Source organism: Brevundimonas sp. GW456-12-10-14-LB3 (assembly GCF_059424365.1).
Genome location: NZ_JBWKZJ010000006.1, coordinates 72,607 through 89,871 on the forward strand (window position 1 = coordinate 72,607; position 17,265 = coordinate 89,871).

Below are 17,265 nucleotides of genomic sequence, written 5' to 3' on the forward strand. Positions count from 1 at the left end.
TCATCTGGCCCGGTCTCGCAACGCGGCGTGATCGATCCGCCCTTTCGCATCGGGCGCGACAGGACTAGGTCACCACCCATGACCGATACAGCCCCCGAAACCTGGTCCGTCGCCGGCCGCACCTTTACCTCACGCCTGATCGTGGGCACCGGCAAATACGCCGATTACGCCCAGAACGCCGCCGCCGCCGAGGCGGCGGGGGCCGAGATCGTGACCGTGGCCGTGCGCCGGGTGAATCTGACCGATCCGAACCAGCCGATGCTGGTCGACTATGTGAAGCCCGACCGTTTCACCTTCCTGCCCAACACCGCCGGCTGTTTCACCGGCGAGGACGCGGTGCGCACCCTGCGCCTGGCGCGCGAGGCGGGGGGGTGGAGTCTGGTCAAGCTGGAGGTCCTGTCCAACACCGCCCACCTGTATCCCGACATGGTCGAGACCCTGCGGGCCCTGGACATGCTGATCAAGGACGGGTTCGACGTCATGGTCTATTGCACCGACGACGTGGTCATGGCCAAGCGGCTGGAAGACGCCGGCGCCGCCGCCATCATGCCGGCCGCCGCCCCGATCGGCTCTGGGCTCGGCATCCAGAACGAGGTCAATGTCCGGCTGATCGTCGAACAGGCCAAGGTGCCGGTTCTGGTGGACGCCGGAGTGGGCACGGCCTCGGACGCCACCCGGGCGATGGAGCTGGGCTGCGACGCCGTCTTGATGAACACCGCCATTGCCGGGGCCAAGGATCCGATCCGCATGGCGCGCGCGATGAAGCACGCCGTGATCGCCGGTCGCGACGCCTATCTGGCGGGGCGGATGCCCAAGCGGATGTACGCCGACCCGTCGTCGCCCCTGGCCGGCCTGATCTGAGGCGCGCCATGACCCACTACACCGACAACCTCAGCCAGCTGGGCGCCCAGACCGCCGCCCCGACCAGTCCCGAGACGGCCGTGCTGGAACGGGTGCCGAACCCGCATGCGGATACGCTGTATCTGGCCCGGTTCACAGCGCCCGAGTTCACCAGCCTGTGCCCGGTGACGGGCCAGCCGGACTTCGCCCATATCGTCATCGACTATGCGCCGGGCGACTGGCTGGTCGAGTCCAAGAGCCTGAAACTGTACCTGACCAGTTTCCGCAACCACGGCGCCTTCCACGAGGACTGCACCGTCGCCATCGGCCGGCGGCTGGCGGATCTGCTGGAGCCGAAATGGCTGAGGATCGGGGGGTATTGGTATCCGCGCGGGGGGATACCGATCGACGTCTTCTGGCAGACGGGCCCGGCGCCCGAGGGCCTGTGGCTGCCGGACCAGGGCGTGCCGACCTATCGCGGGCGGGGGTGAGATCGCACCCCGCCCGCGACGTCTGGATCAACCGCCGAAACGGATACGGACCCCGGCGTTGGCGACGAACCCCTCCAACGGGGCCCAGGCGTCGGTTGTCCAGCGGCCGTCCGCCGTGCGGGTCGGCCTGAGCAAGGAATCGCTCCGGGTCTGGCGTTCGTCCAGAATGTTTTCCAGGTTCAGGAACAGGCGGTAGCGACCCAGAACCACCTCGCCCAACAGCCCCAGCTCCCAGTAGGCCTCGCCGCGATCGCGGTAGGGATCGTCGTCCAGCGGCTGGGCGCCTGTGTAATAGGCCTCGAAGCCGAGGCGGCCGCGATCGTGTTCCTCCCACATGGCCACGAAGCCGGCCGAATGACGCGGCGTCATCGGCGTGTCGCGCCGCGCAGATCCTGCTTCCTCCGGCTCGTCGGCGTCCAGATACATGTAGTTGGCGGTGAGCACGAAAGGCGCCCGGCGCCAGCGGCCCAGCAGCTCGACCCCACGGGTGCGGGTGACGCCGTCCACGTTGATCAGCCGCGCTCGGTCGGCGGAGACAGGCTGAAGCCGCACTGCGTCGTCTATGTCCGACCCGAACAGCGTCAGGCTGGTCTCCCAAGATCCTCTGGCCCAGCCCAGGTCCAGCGAGGCGGTCGAGGCCGTTTCCACCTCCAGATTGGCGATGGGCTCCAGCCGCGACAGGCCCGCAGCCTCGGTCTCCTCCACGAAGGGCGTAGGGGCGAAAAAGCCGCGTCCCCACGAACCCCGCACGGTCCACGGACCCGGTCGCCAAAGCAGGGACAATCGCGGGCTGAACTGACCGCCGTAGCGGCTGTGGTCGTCATAGCGGGCGCTGGCCGAAACCGTCAGATCCTCGGTCCAGTCGCGTTCGACCTGGGCGAAAACGGCCGGGGCCGTGTAGCGATAGTCGAAGGCCGGGAAGGCGTCCGAGGCGTAGTCATCCGCCTGCCATACCAGGCCGCCCATCCAGTCGGCGCCCATAGCCTCGGCCGAGACGGAGGACTCCACCAGGAAGGTCTGGTGGCGGTCTTCTTCGATCAGATCGCCGTACCGGTGGCGGTGGCTCTGTTCGACGGCGGACGCGCGGGCCTGGAGCCAGGCGCTGTCGCCCAGAGGCCGTTCATAGACGGCGCCGGCGTCCAGGCGGTCAGTCTCCTGATCCAGTCGGAAGGGCTGACCGTCGGGGGCCAGGGCGCCGTCGCGCGTGCCGCCCCGCCGCCGCTCGGTCATGCCGCCTGCCGTCAGGAACAGGGTCGCGCCGTCGTCGCCGTTCCAAAACAGCCGCGGCCGGGCCGACCAGCGCGTGTAGCCGGCCATGTCGATCCAGCCGTCGTCGTCCAGGTCCTGGATCGCCTGATGATTGTAGGTCGCCAGGACGGAGCCGCTCCAGTCTGAAGACAGGGGAGCAGCGGCGTAGGCCGAGACGTCCTGACCGTCGCGCGAAGTGGCGTTCAGGATCAACTCGCCTTCGCGGGTTTCGCCCGGTCGGCGGGAGATCAGATTGACCACGCCGCCCAAAGCCTGTCCGCCGTATAGAGCCGAGGCGGCGCCCTTGATCACCTCGACCTGCCCCAGATCGCTGGGCGGGATCTGCAGCAGGCCCAGGGACGAGGATTGGCCGCCGTAAAGGGGCAGGCCATCGGCCAGCAACTGAGTGTAGCGACCCCTCATGCCTTGAACGCGGACGTTGGCGGATCCCAGTCCGGGGGAGGTGACCTGGACGCGCACCCCGCCGGTTTCGGCCAGGATCATCGAGATGTTGCCTGGACGCATGATGAGCTTTTCGGCGATCTCCTCTTCGTTCAGCACCTCGATCCGGACGGGCTCGTCCTGAACGCGGCGGCGGGAGCGGGTCGAGACGACGAAGATCTCCTCCAGCTCCGCGACTTCTTCGGCGGGCGGTGTTTGGGGCGGGTATGGCGAGGTCTGGCTCTGGTCTTGGGCGAGGGCGGCGGCGGCGGGCAGCAGAGTCGCGAAGGCGACTCCGGCCAGGAGATGATAGGCGATGGTCATGATCTGATCCTCGGCCGGCGCACGGGCCGGCCCTGACGACGATAGGCGCGCTCCACCCAGCAGCGGAACGACGCGGACGAGGCGAAGTGGGCCTGTGCGGCCCTGGCGGGATCAGACGCGCGGGGGGCGGTCGGGGCCGGCGGTATCGACCGGCGTAGGTTCCGGCGACTGACGCCAGGCGTGACGCGCGGCTGTGTGAGCCAGCGTCTGGATCAGGATCGGGTCTGATCTATATGCGGGGTGAGGCGCGTGGCAGCAGCCGTTGGCGCAGGCAGGCCCGCAATCGATGCAGCCCTGGTCCTGATCCGAAACGGCTTCGCCGACGACAGCGACTGCCGCGCAGTTCGCTTCGGCGCAGGCGTGGGCCGACGCCGCCGGCGCAAAGGCGACAAGCGCCAGCACCAGCTGCAAAACCAGCTTCAGACCGGCTGACAGGGAGGGCCCAGGGCGTCGCATCGCGGGCCGAGGCTTAAGTTGATCGACAGCGGATGGCAAGTCCGCCGGCTTGGGCTAAGCCTTGGGCATGTCGCGAAGTTCCTCCTTGCCTCTGGAAGCCTGGGGGCGCCGTCTCCTCACGCGCGCCCAGACCTGGGCCGACCGGTCTCGTCCGCGTCGCTACGCCTACGAATTCCTCTGGTTCGGGCTGAAACAGGGGTGGGCGTGTCTGTTCGGGGGGCTGATGCTGGGGTTGATCGTCGGCACCTTCCTGTGGTGGCCCGATCAGGCGCCGATCTCGCGGTATGATTTTCTGGCGGTCGGGGCGGTGGTGATCCAGGCGGCCATGCTGGTTTTGCGGCTGGAGAGCTGGGAGGAGGCGCGGGTGATCTTCCTGTTCCATGTGGCGGGAACGATCATGGAGCTGTTCAAGACGGCGCACGGGTCGTGGGTCTATCCGGAGGACAGTCTGCTGCGCATCGGCGCCGTGCCCCTGTTCTCGGGCTTCATGTATGCGGCGGTGGGCAGTTATATCGCGCGGGTGCAGCGGATTTTTCATATCCGGGTGCGGCGGTATCCGCCGCTGTGGACCACCTGGCTGCTGGCGGCGGCCATCTATGTGAACTTCTTCGCCCATCACTGGCTGCCGGATGTGCGGATCGTTCTGTTTCTGGCGACGGCCCTGCTGTTCGGGCGGGGGCGGTTTTATTTCACGGCGGACCGGCGTCGGCGGTCGATGCCGCTGCTGCTGGGCTATGGGCTGGTGGCCCTGTTCATCTGGGTCGCCGAGAACCTGGGCACCTTCGCGCGGGCCTGGACCTATCCGGGGCAGGACGGGGGCTGGGAGCCGGTGTCCCTGCAAAAGCTGGGCGCCTGGTTCCTGCTGATGATCATTTCGGTGGTGCTGGTCTCGCTGGTGCACCGGCCGGAGGAAGAACCGTCAGGCGGTGCGGGCCAGTGACGCGGCGCGGGGCCAGGCGACCAGCCCCAGGGCCTCAAGCGCCGGTCTTGCCAACAGATAGCCCTGCATCAGATCGACGCCCAAGTCGCGCAGGACGTCGTGTTCGGCCGGGGTCTCTATACCTTCGCAGACCGGTTCAACGCCCAGATCGCGCAGCATGTTCAGGGTGTTGCGCACGATGGTGCGTTTGACCGGATCGGTGTCGATGTCGCGGATCAGGGCCATGTCCAGCTTGACGATGTCCGGCTGGAACAGGGTCAGCAGACCCAGGCCCGCGTAACCGGCGCCGAAGTCGTCGATGGCCGTCTTGAACCCCATGGCGCGATAGGAGCGCAGGATGTTCAGGATGTGGTCGGCGTCCATCGCCTCGCTCTCGGTGAACTCAAAGATGATCTTGTTCACGGGGAAGCCTGTTCGCATCGCCGCCGCCAGGGTGGCGCGGATGCAGGCGCGCGGCTCATAGACCGCATTGGGCAGAAAATTGATCGACAGGTTGGCGCCCGTCGCCGCCATGTCGAGCCCGGCCGCCAGTTCGATCGCGGTGGTGCGACAGACCTGATCGAAGGCGTAGCGGTTGTGGTCAGCTATCTGAGCCAGCACCTGACCGGCGCCGGCGCCGTCCTTGCCCCGCACAAGCGCCTCGTAGGCGAAGACTGTCTGTGTTGAGACGTTGACGATGGGCTGGAAAGCCATGGTGATGGGCAGGTCGAACCCCGCCCCATCTTTGCAACCCACACAGGACATCGGACCACTCGCTACAGCTAAGGGTCTGACGCTTAGAGGGAAAAGATTAACGACAAGGCCTGTCCAGATCTAGGGCAGGCGGGTGACCTTGGCCGCCATGTCGGGGCGGGGGCGTTCCAGGGCCGGTTCGTTCAGGGTTCCGATATGGATGAAGCCGGCGACCGCCTCGCCGTCGGTCAGGCCGAACAGGGCTGTGGCCTGGGCGTCATAGCTGTACCAGTCCGTGATCCAGCTGGAAGCATAGCCGAAGGCGCCGGCCGCATGCTCCAGATTCATACAGACCGCGCCGGCCGACATCTGCTGCTCCCAGAGCGGCTTGGCGTCGGGCACGGGCGCCGAGATGACCAGTATGGTGACGGGGGCGGCGGTCAGCTTGGCCAGGACCGCCTGCTCCTTGGCGGGACGGCCCTGGGTCTGCGCAAGGCCGGACAGTTTTTCGGCGATTTCCCCGCGGCTCTGCGGCCCCAGGACCACGAACCGCCAGGGAAACAGCTTGCCGTGATCGGGCGTGCGGGCGCCCAGGGTCAGGATCTGATCCAGTTCGGCCTCGGTCGGGCCGGGGCTGGTCAGGGCCTGGGCCGGGGCGGAGCGGCGTGTGGCCAGCCGATCGCGCAGCTCCTGCGACGGGACCGGTGCGGGCAGGGCGGCGTTCAACGAAAAGAGGGGCGGCGGGGTCATGCGGTCTAGCTAGGCTTTCCCCCCGCCGTCCGCCATAGCTGAGGCATGAGCAATTCCGACGAACCGAAATGGGCCGCCGGCCTGGCCAAGCCGCCGGCCTGGCGCAGCGAGACCGAGGAGACGGTGTTCGAGAATCCGTGGATGCGGTTGACCCGACACCGGGTGATCGCCCCGACGGGTCGGCTGGCGGACTATGCGGTGATGCGGCCCAAGAATGTCGCGACCGGGGTGCTGCCGGTGCATGACGACGGCACGGTGGTTCTGGTCGGGCAGCAGAGGTTCGCCTTCGCCAACTATTCCTGGGAGATGCCCGAGGGCGGGGCCTCCCTCGACGAGGATCCGTTCGACGGCGTCCGGCGGGAGCTGGTCGAGGAGGCGGGGCTGGAGGCCGCCCACTGGACGCCGGCCCTGACGATGGAGCTGTCGAACTCGGTCACGACCGAGATGGCGCATACCTGGATCGCCTGGGGCCTGCGGCCTGTGCCGGTCGCGCCGGACCCGACCGAGGTGATCGCCGTCGTGCGCGTGCCGTTCCTGGATCTGCTCGACGAAGTCGGGCGCGGGACGGTGCGGGACAGCCTGACGGTGGCGACGGCGTATAAGGCCTATCATATGGCCTTGAATGGAGCCCTGCCTCCGGCGCTGGCTAAGGCCATGCTGGGGCGGGTATGATGTCGCCGAAGGAGTCCGGCATGCCCAAGCTTGAAGTCGTCGCGGAAACTGACAGCGTGTGGCGCCAGCTGCGCGCCTCCGCCGAGGCCGCCTCGCGCGAGGAGCCCCAGCTGGGATCGCAGATGAACGCCGTCATCCTGTCGCACGATGATCTGGCCGGCGCCCTCAGCTTCCAGATCGCGCGCAAACTGGCCGATCCGGAAATGAGCGCCATGTCGGTGCGCGAGGTCTGCCTGTCGGCCTTCGCCGCTGATCCGGCCATGGTCGCGGCGGCCGAGGCGGATCTGCGCGCAGTGGCCGAGCGCGATCCGGCCATCCGCAATCTGTTGCAGCCCTTCCTCTATTTCAAAGGCTTCCAGGCCTTGCAGGGCTGGCGTGTGGCCCATTGGCTGTGGGGCCAGGGCCGCGAGACCCTGGCCTTCCACTTCCAGAGCCGGATCTCCGAACTGTTCCAGCTGGACATCCATCCGGCCGCGCGGCTGGGCCAGGGGCTGTTCCTGGACCACGGCACCGGCATCGTCATCGGCGAGACGGCGGTCGTGGGCGACGACGTCTCCATGCTGCACAGCGTCACCCTGGGCGGCACGGGGGCCGAGCGCGGCGACCGCCACCCCAAGATCGGCAAGGGCGTCCTGCTGGGCGCCGGCGCCAAGGTGCTGGGCAATATCCATATCGGCGACTACGCCAAGGTGGCCTCGGGCTCGGTGGTGCTGAAGCCTGTGCCGTCCGGCTGCACCGTGGCCGGGGTGCCGGCGCGCCTGGTCAACTGCCCCACCGGCGCCGAACCGGCCCGGACCATGGACCATACGCTGGCAGAGGTGGTGTACGACTTCGTGATCTGAGGAGGAGCCGAGCGGACCTTCCGCGCTCCTGATCCCTGCCGTCAGCGGCGAACCATTCGGACATCGCCGATGCGGCCGCCGACCGGCAAGAGGCGCACCCGCATCGCTGCCGAGCCTCTGAAGCCGTCACGCGCTCGGTCCGTCAGCGTATAGATCAGCCTTACGCCGCCGCCGGAATAAACGACGATCAGGTCCCCGTTTCGAATCCGACACTCTGCGGATTCGCCGTCCAGCACGCAGGCGAGACGGCCTCTGGGCTGGGCTGTGATCCTGAGTGGAAAGTTCAGCCGTTCGTTTCCATCCTTGCCCTTGAATGTGATCCTGTTTTCGCTGTCGGGAGCGGGCGTGACCAACAGCGACCATTCGCCGACCACGTCTGCGGCGCCTATGGGGCCGGACGCCTGAGCAATAGCCGCGTCGCCCAGGGCGAGGCTTGCGAGGACGGACGTTAGAACCAGCCGTCGGTTCATACTGGTATTCCTGGAATTCAGCCTCTGATCAATATTGGCGGAAACTCGGGATGGTCACGTGAATCTTTGGACATCTCGTCGAAAGGGCCGGCGCTCGCGCACGTGCGGAGCGAAAGGCGAGGGGCCGGATGTGATGGACCTGCGGCGGATTGGGGAAAATGCGCGTCGCCGGTTCCCCTGAAGCCCCGATGTCTCTAGGGTCCGCGGCCAACCCAAGACCATGAGGCCCCCGTGAAAGACACTGACCTGAAGCGCATCGAGGCCCACCTCAAGCGCACCTTCAACACCGGCGGCATCATCGTGAAGGCCCGTCCCAAGCAGAATGACTCGGCCGAAGTCTATGTCGGAGACGAGTTCATCGGCGTCGTCTTCGAGGACGAGGATGAGGAAGGCTCCTTCATGTTCGAAATGGCCATCCTGGCCGAAGACCTGCCGGCCTAAGTCGCGCGCGCCGACCGCCCTGCGACATCGCGCGCAGGGCGGTTGTGAGAACGTTCTCAAAAATGGCTTGACGGGTTGCGCCGGCCCGGCCCTAATCGCGCCGAAGGGCGGCGGTTCGATCGCTCGGGAGCAGACGCGCTGAGGGGCAAGGGTCGGGACGTCGCCGTTCCGTCGCGCCCGTCCGCCTGTTTTCCGATCCGTCAGACGCACGTCCTCCTGGTTCATCCCGAGAGGAAATCCGATGCGCGCGACTGTGTCCCTGATGGTGCTGGCCCTGGCCGTGAGCGGGGGCGCGCCGGCCCTGGCCCAGACGGCGACGGTTCCCGAAGCGTCGCGTGCTCACCCGGCCCTGTGGCCGCAGGCCGCGACCCCGGCCGCCATATCCGACGCCCGCACCGAGGCCTTCGTCTCCGAACTGATGGCCAGGATGACGCTGGAGGAGAAGGTCGGTCAGCTGATCCAGGCCGATATTTCGGCCATCACCCCCGACGATCTGAAGACCTATCCGCTGGGTTCGATCCTGGCGGGCGGCAGCTCCGGCCCCTGGGGCGACGACAAGGCGCCGCCGCAGAAATGGCTGGACCTGGCCCGCGCCTTCCGCGCCGCCAACGAGAGCCGGGGCGGGACGGTGATCCCGCTGATCTACGGCATCGACGCGGTTCACGGGCACAACAATGTCCCCGGCGCCACCATCTTCCCGCACAACATCGGCCTGGGCGCCGCGCGCGATCCGGACCTGATCCGACGCATCGGCGAGGCCACGGCGCTGGAGGTGGCGGTGACGGGGGCCGAATGGACCTTCGGCCCCACCCTGGCCGTGCCGCGCGACGACCGCTGGGGTCGGTCCTATGAGGGCTATGCCGAAGACCCCGAGGTCCAGCGGTCCTACGCCGGGCCGATGACCCTGGGCCTTCAGGGCGAGCTGCAGCCGGGGCGGCCGCTGGCGCCCGGCCATATCGCCGGATCGGCCAAACATTTCCTGGCCGACGGGGGCACCTTCGAGGGCGAGGATCAGGGCGATTTCCGGGGCACGGAGCAGGAGCTGATCGACGTCCACCTGGGCGGATACGTCCAGGCCATCGACGCGGGCGTGCTGTCGATCATGGCCAGTTTCTCGGGCTGGAACGGTTACAAGCACTCAGGCAATCCGACCCTGCTGACCGATGTCCTGCGCGGGCCGCTGGGGTTCAAGGGATTCGTCGTCTCCGACTGGAACGCGCACGGCCAACTGCCGGGCTGCACCAATGAGAGCTGCGCCCTGGCGGTCAACGCGGGCATCGACATGCTGATGGCGCCCGACAGCTGGAAGCCGCTGTACGCCTCGACCCTGGCCCAGGCCCGGTCGGGCGAGATCCCTATGGCGCGGGTGGACGAGGCGGTGCGTCGCATTCTGGTGGCCAAGGTCAAGACCGGCCTGTTCGAACCGGCGCGGCCGATGGAAGGCCGGTTCGAGGAGCTGGCTTCACCCGCGCACCGCGCCCTGGCGCGCGAGGCGGTGCGCAAGTCGCTGGTGCTGTTGAAGAATGACGGCGTCCTGCCGGTTCGGGCCAATGCGCGGGTGCTTGTGGCGGGGACGGCGGCTGACGACATCGGCCAGGCCTCGGGCGGCTGGACCCTGAGCTGGCAGGGGACGGGCAATACGAATGCCGACTTCCCCCAGGGCCAGTCGATCTGGAGCGGGATCGAAGAGGCGGTGAAGGCCGGCGGCGGGACCGCAACCTTGAGCGCGGACGGGTCCTTCACCCAAAAACCGGATGTGGCGATCGTCGTCTTCGGCGAGACCCCCTATGCCGAGTTCCAAGGCGACGTGGACAATCTAGACTATGTCCCGACCGCGCCGCTGGAGACGCTGAAGCGGCTGAAGGCGGCGGGGATTCCGACCGTGTCGGTCTTCCTGTCCGGGCGGCCGATGTGGACCAATCCGGAGATCAACGCCTCGGACGCCTTTGTGGCCGCCTGGCTGCCGGGGACCGAAGGCGGGGGGATCGCCGACGTCCTGGTGGGCCGAGCCGACGGCAAACCGCGCCACGACTTCCACGGCAAACTGTCCTTCAGCTGGCCCAAGGATGCGACGGGAACGCCGCTGAACCACGGCCAGCCCGGCTATGATCCGCAGTTCGCCTATGGCTACGGCCTGACCTACGCCGCCCCGGCGCGAGTCGGAATGCTGTCGGAGGAGAGCGGGGTCTCGGCCCAGGCGACCAATCTGGATCGCTATTTCGTCGACGGCCGGTTCGTCTCGCCCTGGAGCCTGCTGCTGAACGACGCAGGAGGTCAGACCCGACCCGGCACGGCCAAGACGACGACCAGCCCGCGCGCCGGCGTCGCCTCACGCCCGGTAGACGACCTGGCCCAGGAGAGCGGTCAGCAGTTCGCCTTTGCGGGAACCGGGCCGGCCAGCGTCGAGATCTGGGGCACGCCCGTTGATCTGACGCGCCAAGCCAACGGCGCCGTCGCCCTGGGCTTCCGCTATCGTGTTGACGTCGCGCCGTCCGCCCCGGTGGCGTTCAAACTGGGCGGCGGAGCGGTGGACCTGACCGGCCTGTTGCGCTCTGCCCCCGTCGGCCAGTGGCGCGAAGCCCGCATTCCCCTGACCTGTTTCCGCACCGACGGCGGGGACCTGTCGCGCGTCGAGGTTCCGTTCCACATGGCGACCAGCGGTGCGATGACCGTCTCGGTCTCCGAGATCAAGCTGGATGCCAGCCAGACCGAAACGCGCTGCCCGGCCTAAAGGGCGCGACATGACGGTCCCCTCCGCCTTCACCCCGCGTCGGCGGTGAAGGTCAGGGTGTGGGTGTAGCTGCGGTAGGGGGTGGGGCTGCCTGCCGGGGCGGCGGTGCGGTAGCGGACCTGGGTCATATAGGCGCCGGGCGCCGAGACCCGCAGGGTCAGGACGCCGGAGGCGTCGGTGGCGGTTTCGGTCTCGATCGTCTTGCCGTCGTACTGGCCGGCTTCGCGAAAGACGGTGACAGGCGCGTCGGCCAGGGGCTGGCCGTCGAACAGCAGGCGGAAGGTCGCGTCCTCGCCGGCGACGATCTGGTTCGGCTGGATCAGAGGCTGAAGCTCCAGCCCTTGGCCGGTGGGCTTCAGCGCCGCCTCGTCGGGGACGCCCCGCATAACATAGGCCTCGGCGACGGTGATGCTCTGGACATCGACCAGTTCGGCGCCGGGCGGGGGCGGCGCATCCTCTTCGCCGACCATCTTCCAGCCGGAGGGGGTGTGGTACATCTTGGTCGTGCGGCCGGCGCGTGGGCCGGATGACAGACGATAGAGGCCGTCCACCGGCGTCGGCGCCTCGAACACCGCCAGATCGCGCAGATAGGTGACGGCGCTGATCGGCGTGTCGCCGTTTGGCCCGACTACATGGAAGCCGTCGGACCGCATGGCGACCTCGGCGTTGAACACCTCCTCGGTAAAGGCCGCCTCGACGGTCACATGATCGCGCCGCCCCGCGTCGAACAGATTGGGCCGAAGATAGGGGGAGTGGGCCTGGGCCACGCCCGCGCCCCAGACGGACAGAAGGGAGGCCAAAAGGCCGGCGTGGAGGGGATGTCGGGTCATGGTCGTCCTCATAGGCCGAGGCAGAGTATGCAAGTGAGAACGAATTGCAACAAAGGGTTCGGGATAGGGGCGTCTGGGACCGGACGCCGACGACGGGATGGGCTAGAGTCGCGCCGAATCTGATCTGGAGTTCGATCATGAGTTTTTCCGCCACCGACGCCGCATTCGAGGGGTTTCGCGTGACGCGCCAGAACCCGGCGGCGGTTCTCCTCTGGTCGATGGTCTGGCTGATCGGGCTCATATTGAGCAGCCTGCTCGCGGCGCCCGCAATCATGCCCCATATGGCCGAGTTGCAGGCCGCCAACGGCGATATCAACGCCTTGTCGCCAGAAGCGCTACAAGCCTTCGGCTTGGCCATGGCTGGATTCATGCCGCCGTTGCTGTTGGCCCAGGCCCTCGTCGCGCCGGCCGTCTACCGCGCAGTGCTTGAGCCTGAGAAACGACGGTTCGGCTTCCTGCGACTGGGCAAGACCGAGGCTCGGATGTTGGGGGTTCTGATTATTCTGGTCGTCGTTCAGCTCGTATTGAACGTCGGAGCAGACCTTGCCACTCGGGGCGCCGACGCGGCGATCGGTCTGGCGGGAAGCGTCGTCGTGAATCTGATCGCCTTTGCACTGGGTCTATGGGTGGCGGCTCGACTCAGCTTGGTCCCGCCTCTCACGGTGCTGCGGCGCGGCCTTCCTCTCGTGGAGGGATGGAAGCGCAGCGGCCCCATCGTCTGGCCTCTGATCGGCGTGAATGTGCTCGCCGTCGCCATGGCCTTGTTGGTCGGTCTGCTGCTGGCCCTCGTCGCCTGGCCTATGGCGGCGGCCATGTCCGGCTCCGGCGCGGGCGCGGGTTTGGCGGCCCTGCTGCTGATGACGCTGATGGCGCTCGGTTTCGCACTGATCACCGTCCTGCTTTGGAGTCCGTTCGCGGCGATCTTGAAGCAGCTGGAGGGCTGACGGAGACGTTTCAGCGTCTGGAGTAAAACCTCAGGCCGAGGCCTTGACCCGCTTCCGCTTCGCCGGCGGGGGCGTCGCCGCCTGACCCAGGGCCGCGACCCGCGCCTTGCGCCGGGTCTCGTGGCGATCCAGCACCTCCTTGAGGTATTTTCCGGTCCAGCTGGCCTCATTCTCCGCCACCTGTTCCGGCGTGCCGACCGCGACGATCTCGCCGCCGCCGTCGCCGCCTTCCGGCCCGAAGTCGAGCAGATAGTCCGCCACCTTGATGACGTCGAGATTGTGCTCGATCACCACGATGGTGTTGCCCGCCTCGACCAGTTCCTGAAGCACTTCCAGAAGTTTGCGGGTGTCCTCGAAATGCAGGCCGGTGGTCGGCTCGTCGAGGATGTAGAGGGTCCGGCCGGTCGCGCGTTTCGACAGTTCCTTGGACAGCTTGACCCGCTGGGCCTCGCCGCCGGACAGGGTGGTCGCGGGCTGGCCGACCTTGACGTAGCCGAGGCCCACCCGCTCCAGCGTCAGCATCTTGTCGCGGATCGGCGGCACGGCCTTGAAGAACTGGGCGGCCTCCTCGACCGTCATGTCCAGGACGTCCGAGATCGACTTGCCCTTGAAGACGATCTCCAGCGTTTCGCGGTTGTAGCGCTTGCCCTTGCAGACGTCGCAGGTGACGTAGACGTCGGGCAGGAAGTGCATCTCGATCTTGATGACGCCGTCGCCCTGGCAGGCCTCGCAGCGGCCGCCCTTGACGTTGAAGCTGAAACGGCCGGGGCCGTAGCCGCGCGCCTTGGATTCCGGCAGGCCGGCGTACCAGTCGCGGATGGGGCCGAAGGCGCCGGTGTAGGTGGCGGGATTGGAGCGCGGGGTGCGGCCGATCGGCGACTGGTCGATGTCGATGACCTTGTCGAAATGCTCCAGCCCCTCGATGCGGTCGAAGGGGGCGGGGGCGTCCGACGCATTGTTCAGGCGACGCGCGGCGGCCTTGTACAGGGTCTCGATGGTGAAGGTCGATTTGCCGCCTCCGGATACGCCGGTGATGCAGGTGAACAGGCCCACCGGGATTTCGCCGGTGACGCTCTTCAGATTGTTGCCGCTGGCGCCAGAGATCTTCAGCATCCGCTTGCGGTCCACCGGACGGCGGCCATCGGCAGGAATTTCGATCTCCCGTTCGCCGGTCAGATATTTGCCGGTCAGGCTGTTGGGATTGGCCATAACCTGTCGCGGCGTGCCCTCGGCGCAGACCGTGCCCCCGTGGACGCCGGCGGCCGGACCCATGTCTATGACATAGTCGGCGGTCAGGATGGCTTCCTCGTCGTGCTCGACCACAAGGACCGAATTGCCCAGGTCGCGCAGCCCTTTCAGGCTTTCCAGCAGGCGGGTGTTGTCGCGCTGGTGCAGGCCGATGGAGGGCTCGTCCAGCACATAGAGGACGCCGGTCAGGCCCGAACCGATCTGCGAGGCCAGACGAATGCGCTGGCTCTCTCCGCCCGACAAGGTGCCGGACGAGCGGGACAGGTTCAGATAGTCCAGACCGACGTTGTTCAGGAACCGCAGCCGGTCGCAGATCTCCTTCAGGATGCGCCGGGCGATCTCCATCTGCTTCTCTGTCAGGCTCTCTTCCAGGGTCGAGAACCAGAGGTAGGCCTTGGAGATCGACAGCATGGAGATATCGGCGATGTCCTCGCCGCCGACCTTGACGGCCAGGGCCTCGGGCTTCAGCCGCTTGCCGCCGCAGGCCTCGCAGGGGGTCTCGGACTGGTAGCGGGCCAGTTCCTCGCGCACCCAGGCGCTGTCGGTCTCGCGCCAGCGCCGCTCCAGGTTCGGCAGGACGCCCTCGAACGGCTTAGAGACCTCGTATTTGCGGGCGTTGTCGTCATAGGTGAATTTGATCTTCTCGGCGCCCGTGCCGTGCAGGATCGCCTTGTGCGCCTGGGCCGGCAGATCGCGCCAAGCGATGTCCATCGAGAAGCCGTAGTGGCGGCTCAGCGACTGAAGCGTCTGGGTATAGAGAGGGGAGGGGCCGCGCGCCCACGGCGCCACCGCCCCCTTGTGCAGGCTCTTGTCGCGGTCCGGGATCACCAGGTCGGCGTCGAAGGCCAGCTTGACCCCCAGGCCGTCGCACACCGGACAGGCGCCGAAGGGATTGTTGAACGAGAACAGCCGCGGCTCGATCTCCGAGATGGTGAAACCCGAGACCGGGCAGGCGAACCGTTCAGAAAAGACGAGGGTGCGCGGCGCTGTCTCGCCCTCGGCGACGCTGGCCCATTCCGCCGTGGCGATGCCGTCGGCGAGGCTCAGCGCCGTCTGCAGGCTGTCGGCGTAGCGCCCTTCCTGATCCGGCTTCGTCACGATCCGGTCCACGACGATGTCGATGTCGTGTTTGAACTTCTTGTCCAGGGTCGGGGCTTCGTCGATGGGGTAGAACTGGCCGTCGATCTTCAGCCGCTGGAAGCCCTGGCGCTGCCACTCGGCGATTTCCTTCCTGTACTCGCCCTTGCGGCCGCGCACGACCGGGGCCAGCAGCAGGATGCGTTCGCCGTCCGGCAGGGCCGTCAGCTTGTCGACCATCTGGCTGATGGTCTGGCTCTCGATCGGCAGTCCGGTGGCCGGCGAATAGGGCACGCCCACCCGCGCCCACAGCAGGCGCATATAGTCGTGGATCTCAGTCACCGTGCCGACGGTCGAGCGCGGGTTCTTGGAGGTGGTCTTCTGTTCGATGGAAATGGCCGGCGACAGCCCCTCGATCAGATCCACGTCCGGCTTGCCCATCAGCTCCAGGAACTGGCGGGCATAGGCCGACAGGCTCTCGACATAGCGGCGCTGGCCCTCGGCGTAGATGGTGTCAAAGGCCAGGGACGACTTGCCCGAGCCCGACAGGCCGGTCATCACCACCAGCTGTTCGCGCGGAATGTCGATGTCCACGCCCTTGAGATTATGCTCGCGGGCGCCGCGAACGCGGATGAAGTTGTGCTTTTCGGTCATGCGGTCCGGGAAACGCCGAGAGGAGCCGGAGGGCTCCGGCGCGACATCGCTATATGGGGATGATTTGCCCGGTTTAAGCAAGAACAATGTGGGAACATTGCGGCGGTCAGCGGCCTGAGATAATGTGACTTCATGGCCGACGGCTTCGACATTCACCTTGATGAGGATCAGGCCCGCCGGCTGAAGGCGGCGGCTGAGGCTGCGGGCGCGGACCCGATGGAGTTCGCCATACAGACGCTCGAAGGCGTGATCGGCGATGTCTTTGATGAAAGACACTATCCTGCGGCATGGGTCGCAGAGGACGCCGAACGGTGGGCGGAGTACGAGAGGACGGGCGTCACCATACCTCTTGAGGACGCCTTGAAGGATTTTCACGCCAATCTGGCTCGGCGGCTGGCGGAGAAGTCGTGAAATACAGGGTCCGGTTGCTGCCGCCCGCTCGCAGCGATCTGATCCGCGTTTCGAACTTCCTGGCTGACGTTGCGCCGGCTGCTGCCTTGTACGCCGCCGATGTGCTGGATAAGGCCCTAAGAACGCTTGAGCATTTTCCCGAGCGGACGCCGAAGAACGGGTTGGGAGGCCGCGACATGGTCGTGCGGTTCGGCCGAGCCGGCTATGTCATCCGGTATCGGATCAAGCGGGCCGAGGTGATCGTGAGCCGGATTTTTCACACGCGCGAAGACCGGTCGTCCTGACCTATTCCGGCGTCCACGCTTCGGCCGGACGCACGAACCGTTCGTCCTTGTCCAGGATCACGCCGTTGGCCGTCGCAATGCCCAGCTCCAGACTCTGGGCGATGCGGCGGGCGCGTTCGATGAAGTGGGCGGCGGCGACGGGCGGGCAAAGATTTTGGGCGGTCTCGGCGAAAAGCTCCAGCCAGCGGTCGAAATGGCGGGCGTCGATCGGCAGGGGCAGGTGTTTGGGCATAGGCCTGCCCTGATAAACCCCGGTTGACAGGGCGACCGACGACCAGAACAGCTTCATCTGCGCCAGATGCGGGCCCCAGTCGGCGATCCGATCCGCGAAGATCGGCCCGATCAGCCGGTCGTCGCGGACGCAGGCGTAGAAGCCCTCGACCAGGGCGTCGATCATCGCCTCGTCTATCCCCGTCTCGACGCGCAGGCGTTGGACGGCCGCTTCGCGCCGGGCGGCGGCGCCTTCGGCGTCTTCGATACGGAAGGGGGTCTGCATCCG

Annotated in this window: 18 protein-coding genes; 11 read left to right on the forward strand and 7 right to left on the reverse strand. The window is 67.1% G+C overall.

What is annotated here, in order from left to right:
* Positions 1 to 78: 78 nt before the first annotated feature.
* Together AC07XS_RS04525 and queF are read left to right on the forward strand one after the other, a co-directional pair.
* Positions 79 to 861: a HisA/HisF-related TIM barrel protein gene (locus AC07XS_RS04525; RefSeq protein WP_054765369.1), complete on the forward strand. Its 783-nt coding sequence runs from the start codon at positions 79 to 81 to the stop codon at positions 859 to 861.
* Between the two features lie 8 nt (positions 862 to 869).
* Positions 870 to 1,331 (forward strand): preQ(1) synthase, encoded by a 462-nt coding sequence (queF, locus tag AC07XS_RS04530; protein ID WP_054765370.1) that lies wholly within the window; start codon positions 870 to 872, stop codon positions 1,329 to 1,331.
* A 27-nt stretch (positions 1,332 to 1,358) separates the two neighbouring features.
* On the opposite strand, the gene AC07XS_RS04535 is transcribed toward queF, so the two are convergent.
* Positions 1,359 to 3,344, reverse strand: a complete 1,986-nt coding sequence (locus tag AC07XS_RS04535; protein WP_182713679.1) for a TonB-dependent receptor — start codon at positions 3,342 to 3,344, stop codon at positions 1,359 to 1,361.
* A 249-nt stretch (positions 3,345 to 3,593) separates the two neighbouring features.
* Between AC07XS_RS04535 and AC07XS_RS04540 the strand changes: the two genes are divergently transcribed.
* Positions 3,594 to 3,776 (forward strand): hypothetical protein, encoded by a 183-nt coding sequence (locus AC07XS_RS04540; RefSeq protein ID WP_152949872.1) that lies wholly within the window; start codon positions 3,594 to 3,596, stop codon positions 3,774 to 3,776.
* A 91-nt stretch (positions 3,777 to 3,867) separates the two neighbouring features.
* Positions 3,868 to 4,740 (forward strand): DUF817 domain-containing protein, encoded by an 873-nt coding sequence (locus tag AC07XS_RS04545; RefSeq protein ID WP_182713678.1) that lies wholly within the window; start codon positions 3,868 to 3,870, stop codon positions 4,738 to 4,740.
* Here the strand turns inward: AC07XS_RS04545 and AC07XS_RS04550 are convergent.
* Both AC07XS_RS04550 and AC07XS_RS04555 read right to left on the reverse strand, forming a co-directional pair.
* Positions 4,720 to 5,484: an EAL domain-containing protein gene (locus AC07XS_RS04550; RefSeq protein WP_054765373.1), complete on the reverse strand. Its 765-nt coding sequence runs from the start codon at positions 5,482 to 5,484 to the stop codon at positions 4,720 to 4,722. The two genes, AC07XS_RS04545 and AC07XS_RS04550, sit on opposite strands and share 21 nt — an antisense overlap.
* A 69-nt stretch (positions 5,485 to 5,553) precedes the next feature.
* Positions 5,554 to 6,162: a nitroreductase family protein gene (locus AC07XS_RS04555; RefSeq protein ID WP_182713677.1), complete on the reverse strand. Its 609-nt coding sequence runs from the start codon at positions 6,160 to 6,162 to the stop codon at positions 5,554 to 5,556.
* Positions 6,163 to 6,207: 45 nt separating this feature from the next.
* Here AC07XS_RS04555 and AC07XS_RS04560 point away from each other — a divergent pair, with 45 nt between their 5' ends.
* Together AC07XS_RS04560 and cysE are read left to right on the forward strand one after the other, a co-directional pair.
* Positions 6,208 to 6,834, forward strand: a complete 627-nt coding sequence (locus AC07XS_RS04560; protein WP_182713676.1) for an NUDIX hydrolase — start codon at positions 6,208 to 6,210, stop codon at positions 6,832 to 6,834.
* Between the two features lie 20 nt (positions 6,835 to 6,854).
* Entirely contained in the window at positions 6,855 to 7,676 is an 822-nt protein-coding gene (gene cysE, locus AC07XS_RS04565; protein ID WP_054766901.1) for a serine O-acetyltransferase, read from the forward strand.
* 41 nt (positions 7,677 to 7,717) lie between these two features.
* Here cysE and AC07XS_RS04570 read toward each other — a convergent pair whose 3' ends face one another.
* Positions 7,718 to 8,146, reverse strand: coding sequence for a hypothetical protein (locus AC07XS_RS04570; RefSeq protein WP_152949876.1), 429 nt, complete (start codon positions 8,144 to 8,146; stop codon positions 7,718 to 7,720).
* A gap of 231 nt (positions 8,147 to 8,377) precedes the next feature.
* Between AC07XS_RS04570 and AC07XS_RS04575 the strand changes: the two genes are divergently transcribed.
* Positions 8,378 to 8,587, forward strand: a complete 210-nt coding sequence (locus tag AC07XS_RS04575; RefSeq protein WP_182713675.1) for a DUF3126 family protein — start codon at positions 8,378 to 8,380, stop codon at positions 8,585 to 8,587.
* A gap of 241 nt (positions 8,588 to 8,828) precedes the next feature.
* Entirely contained in the window at positions 8,829 to 11,318 is a 2,490-nt protein-coding gene (locus AC07XS_RS04580) for a glycoside hydrolase family 3 protein (protein ID WP_182713674.1), read from the forward strand.
* 29 nt (positions 11,319 to 11,347) lie between these two features.
* On the opposite strand, the gene AC07XS_RS04585 is transcribed toward AC07XS_RS04580, so the two are convergent.
* A complete protein-coding gene (locus tag AC07XS_RS04585; protein WP_182713673.1) occupies positions 11,348 to 12,148 on the reverse strand; it encodes a DUF4198 domain-containing protein in 801 nt (266 codons plus the stop codon).
* A 137-nt stretch (positions 12,149 to 12,285) separates the two neighbouring features.
* On the opposite strand from AC07XS_RS04585, the gene AC07XS_RS04590 reads away from it, so the two are divergent.
* A complete protein-coding gene (locus AC07XS_RS04590) occupies positions 12,286 to 13,092 on the forward strand; it encodes a hypothetical protein (protein ID WP_182713672.1) in 807 nt (268 codons plus the stop codon).
* Positions 13,093 to 13,122: 30 nt separating this feature from the next.
* Here AC07XS_RS04590 and uvrA read toward each other — a convergent pair whose 3' ends face one another.
* Complete coding sequence (gene uvrA / locus AC07XS_RS04595; RefSeq protein ID WP_182713671.1) at positions 13,123 to 16,071, reverse strand: excinuclease ABC subunit UvrA; 2,949 nt, start codon at positions 16,069 to 16,071, stop codon at positions 13,123 to 13,125.
* 132 nt (positions 16,072 to 16,203) lie between these two features.
* On the opposite strand from uvrA, the gene AC07XS_RS04600 reads away from it, so the two are divergent.
* Positions 16,204 to 16,482 (forward strand): hypothetical protein, encoded by a 279-nt coding sequence (locus AC07XS_RS04600; RefSeq protein WP_007389818.1) that lies wholly within the window; start codon positions 16,204 to 16,206, stop codon positions 16,480 to 16,482.
* Positions 16,479 to 16,766: a type II toxin-antitoxin system RelE/ParE family toxin gene (locus AC07XS_RS04605; protein ID WP_182713670.1), complete on the forward strand. Its 288-nt coding sequence runs from the start codon at positions 16,479 to 16,481 to the stop codon at positions 16,764 to 16,766. Before AC07XS_RS04600 ends, AC07XS_RS04605 begins: the two co-directional genes overlap by 4 nt.
* Position 16,767: 1 nt before the next feature.
* Here the strand turns inward: AC07XS_RS04605 and AC07XS_RS04610 are convergent, their stop codons facing one another.
* Positions 16,768 to 17,262: a group III truncated hemoglobin gene (locus AC07XS_RS04610; RefSeq protein ID WP_182713669.1), complete on the reverse strand. Its 495-nt coding sequence runs from the start codon at positions 17,260 to 17,262 to the stop codon at positions 16,768 to 16,770.
* Between the last annotated feature and the right edge of the window lie 3 nt (positions 17,263 to 17,265).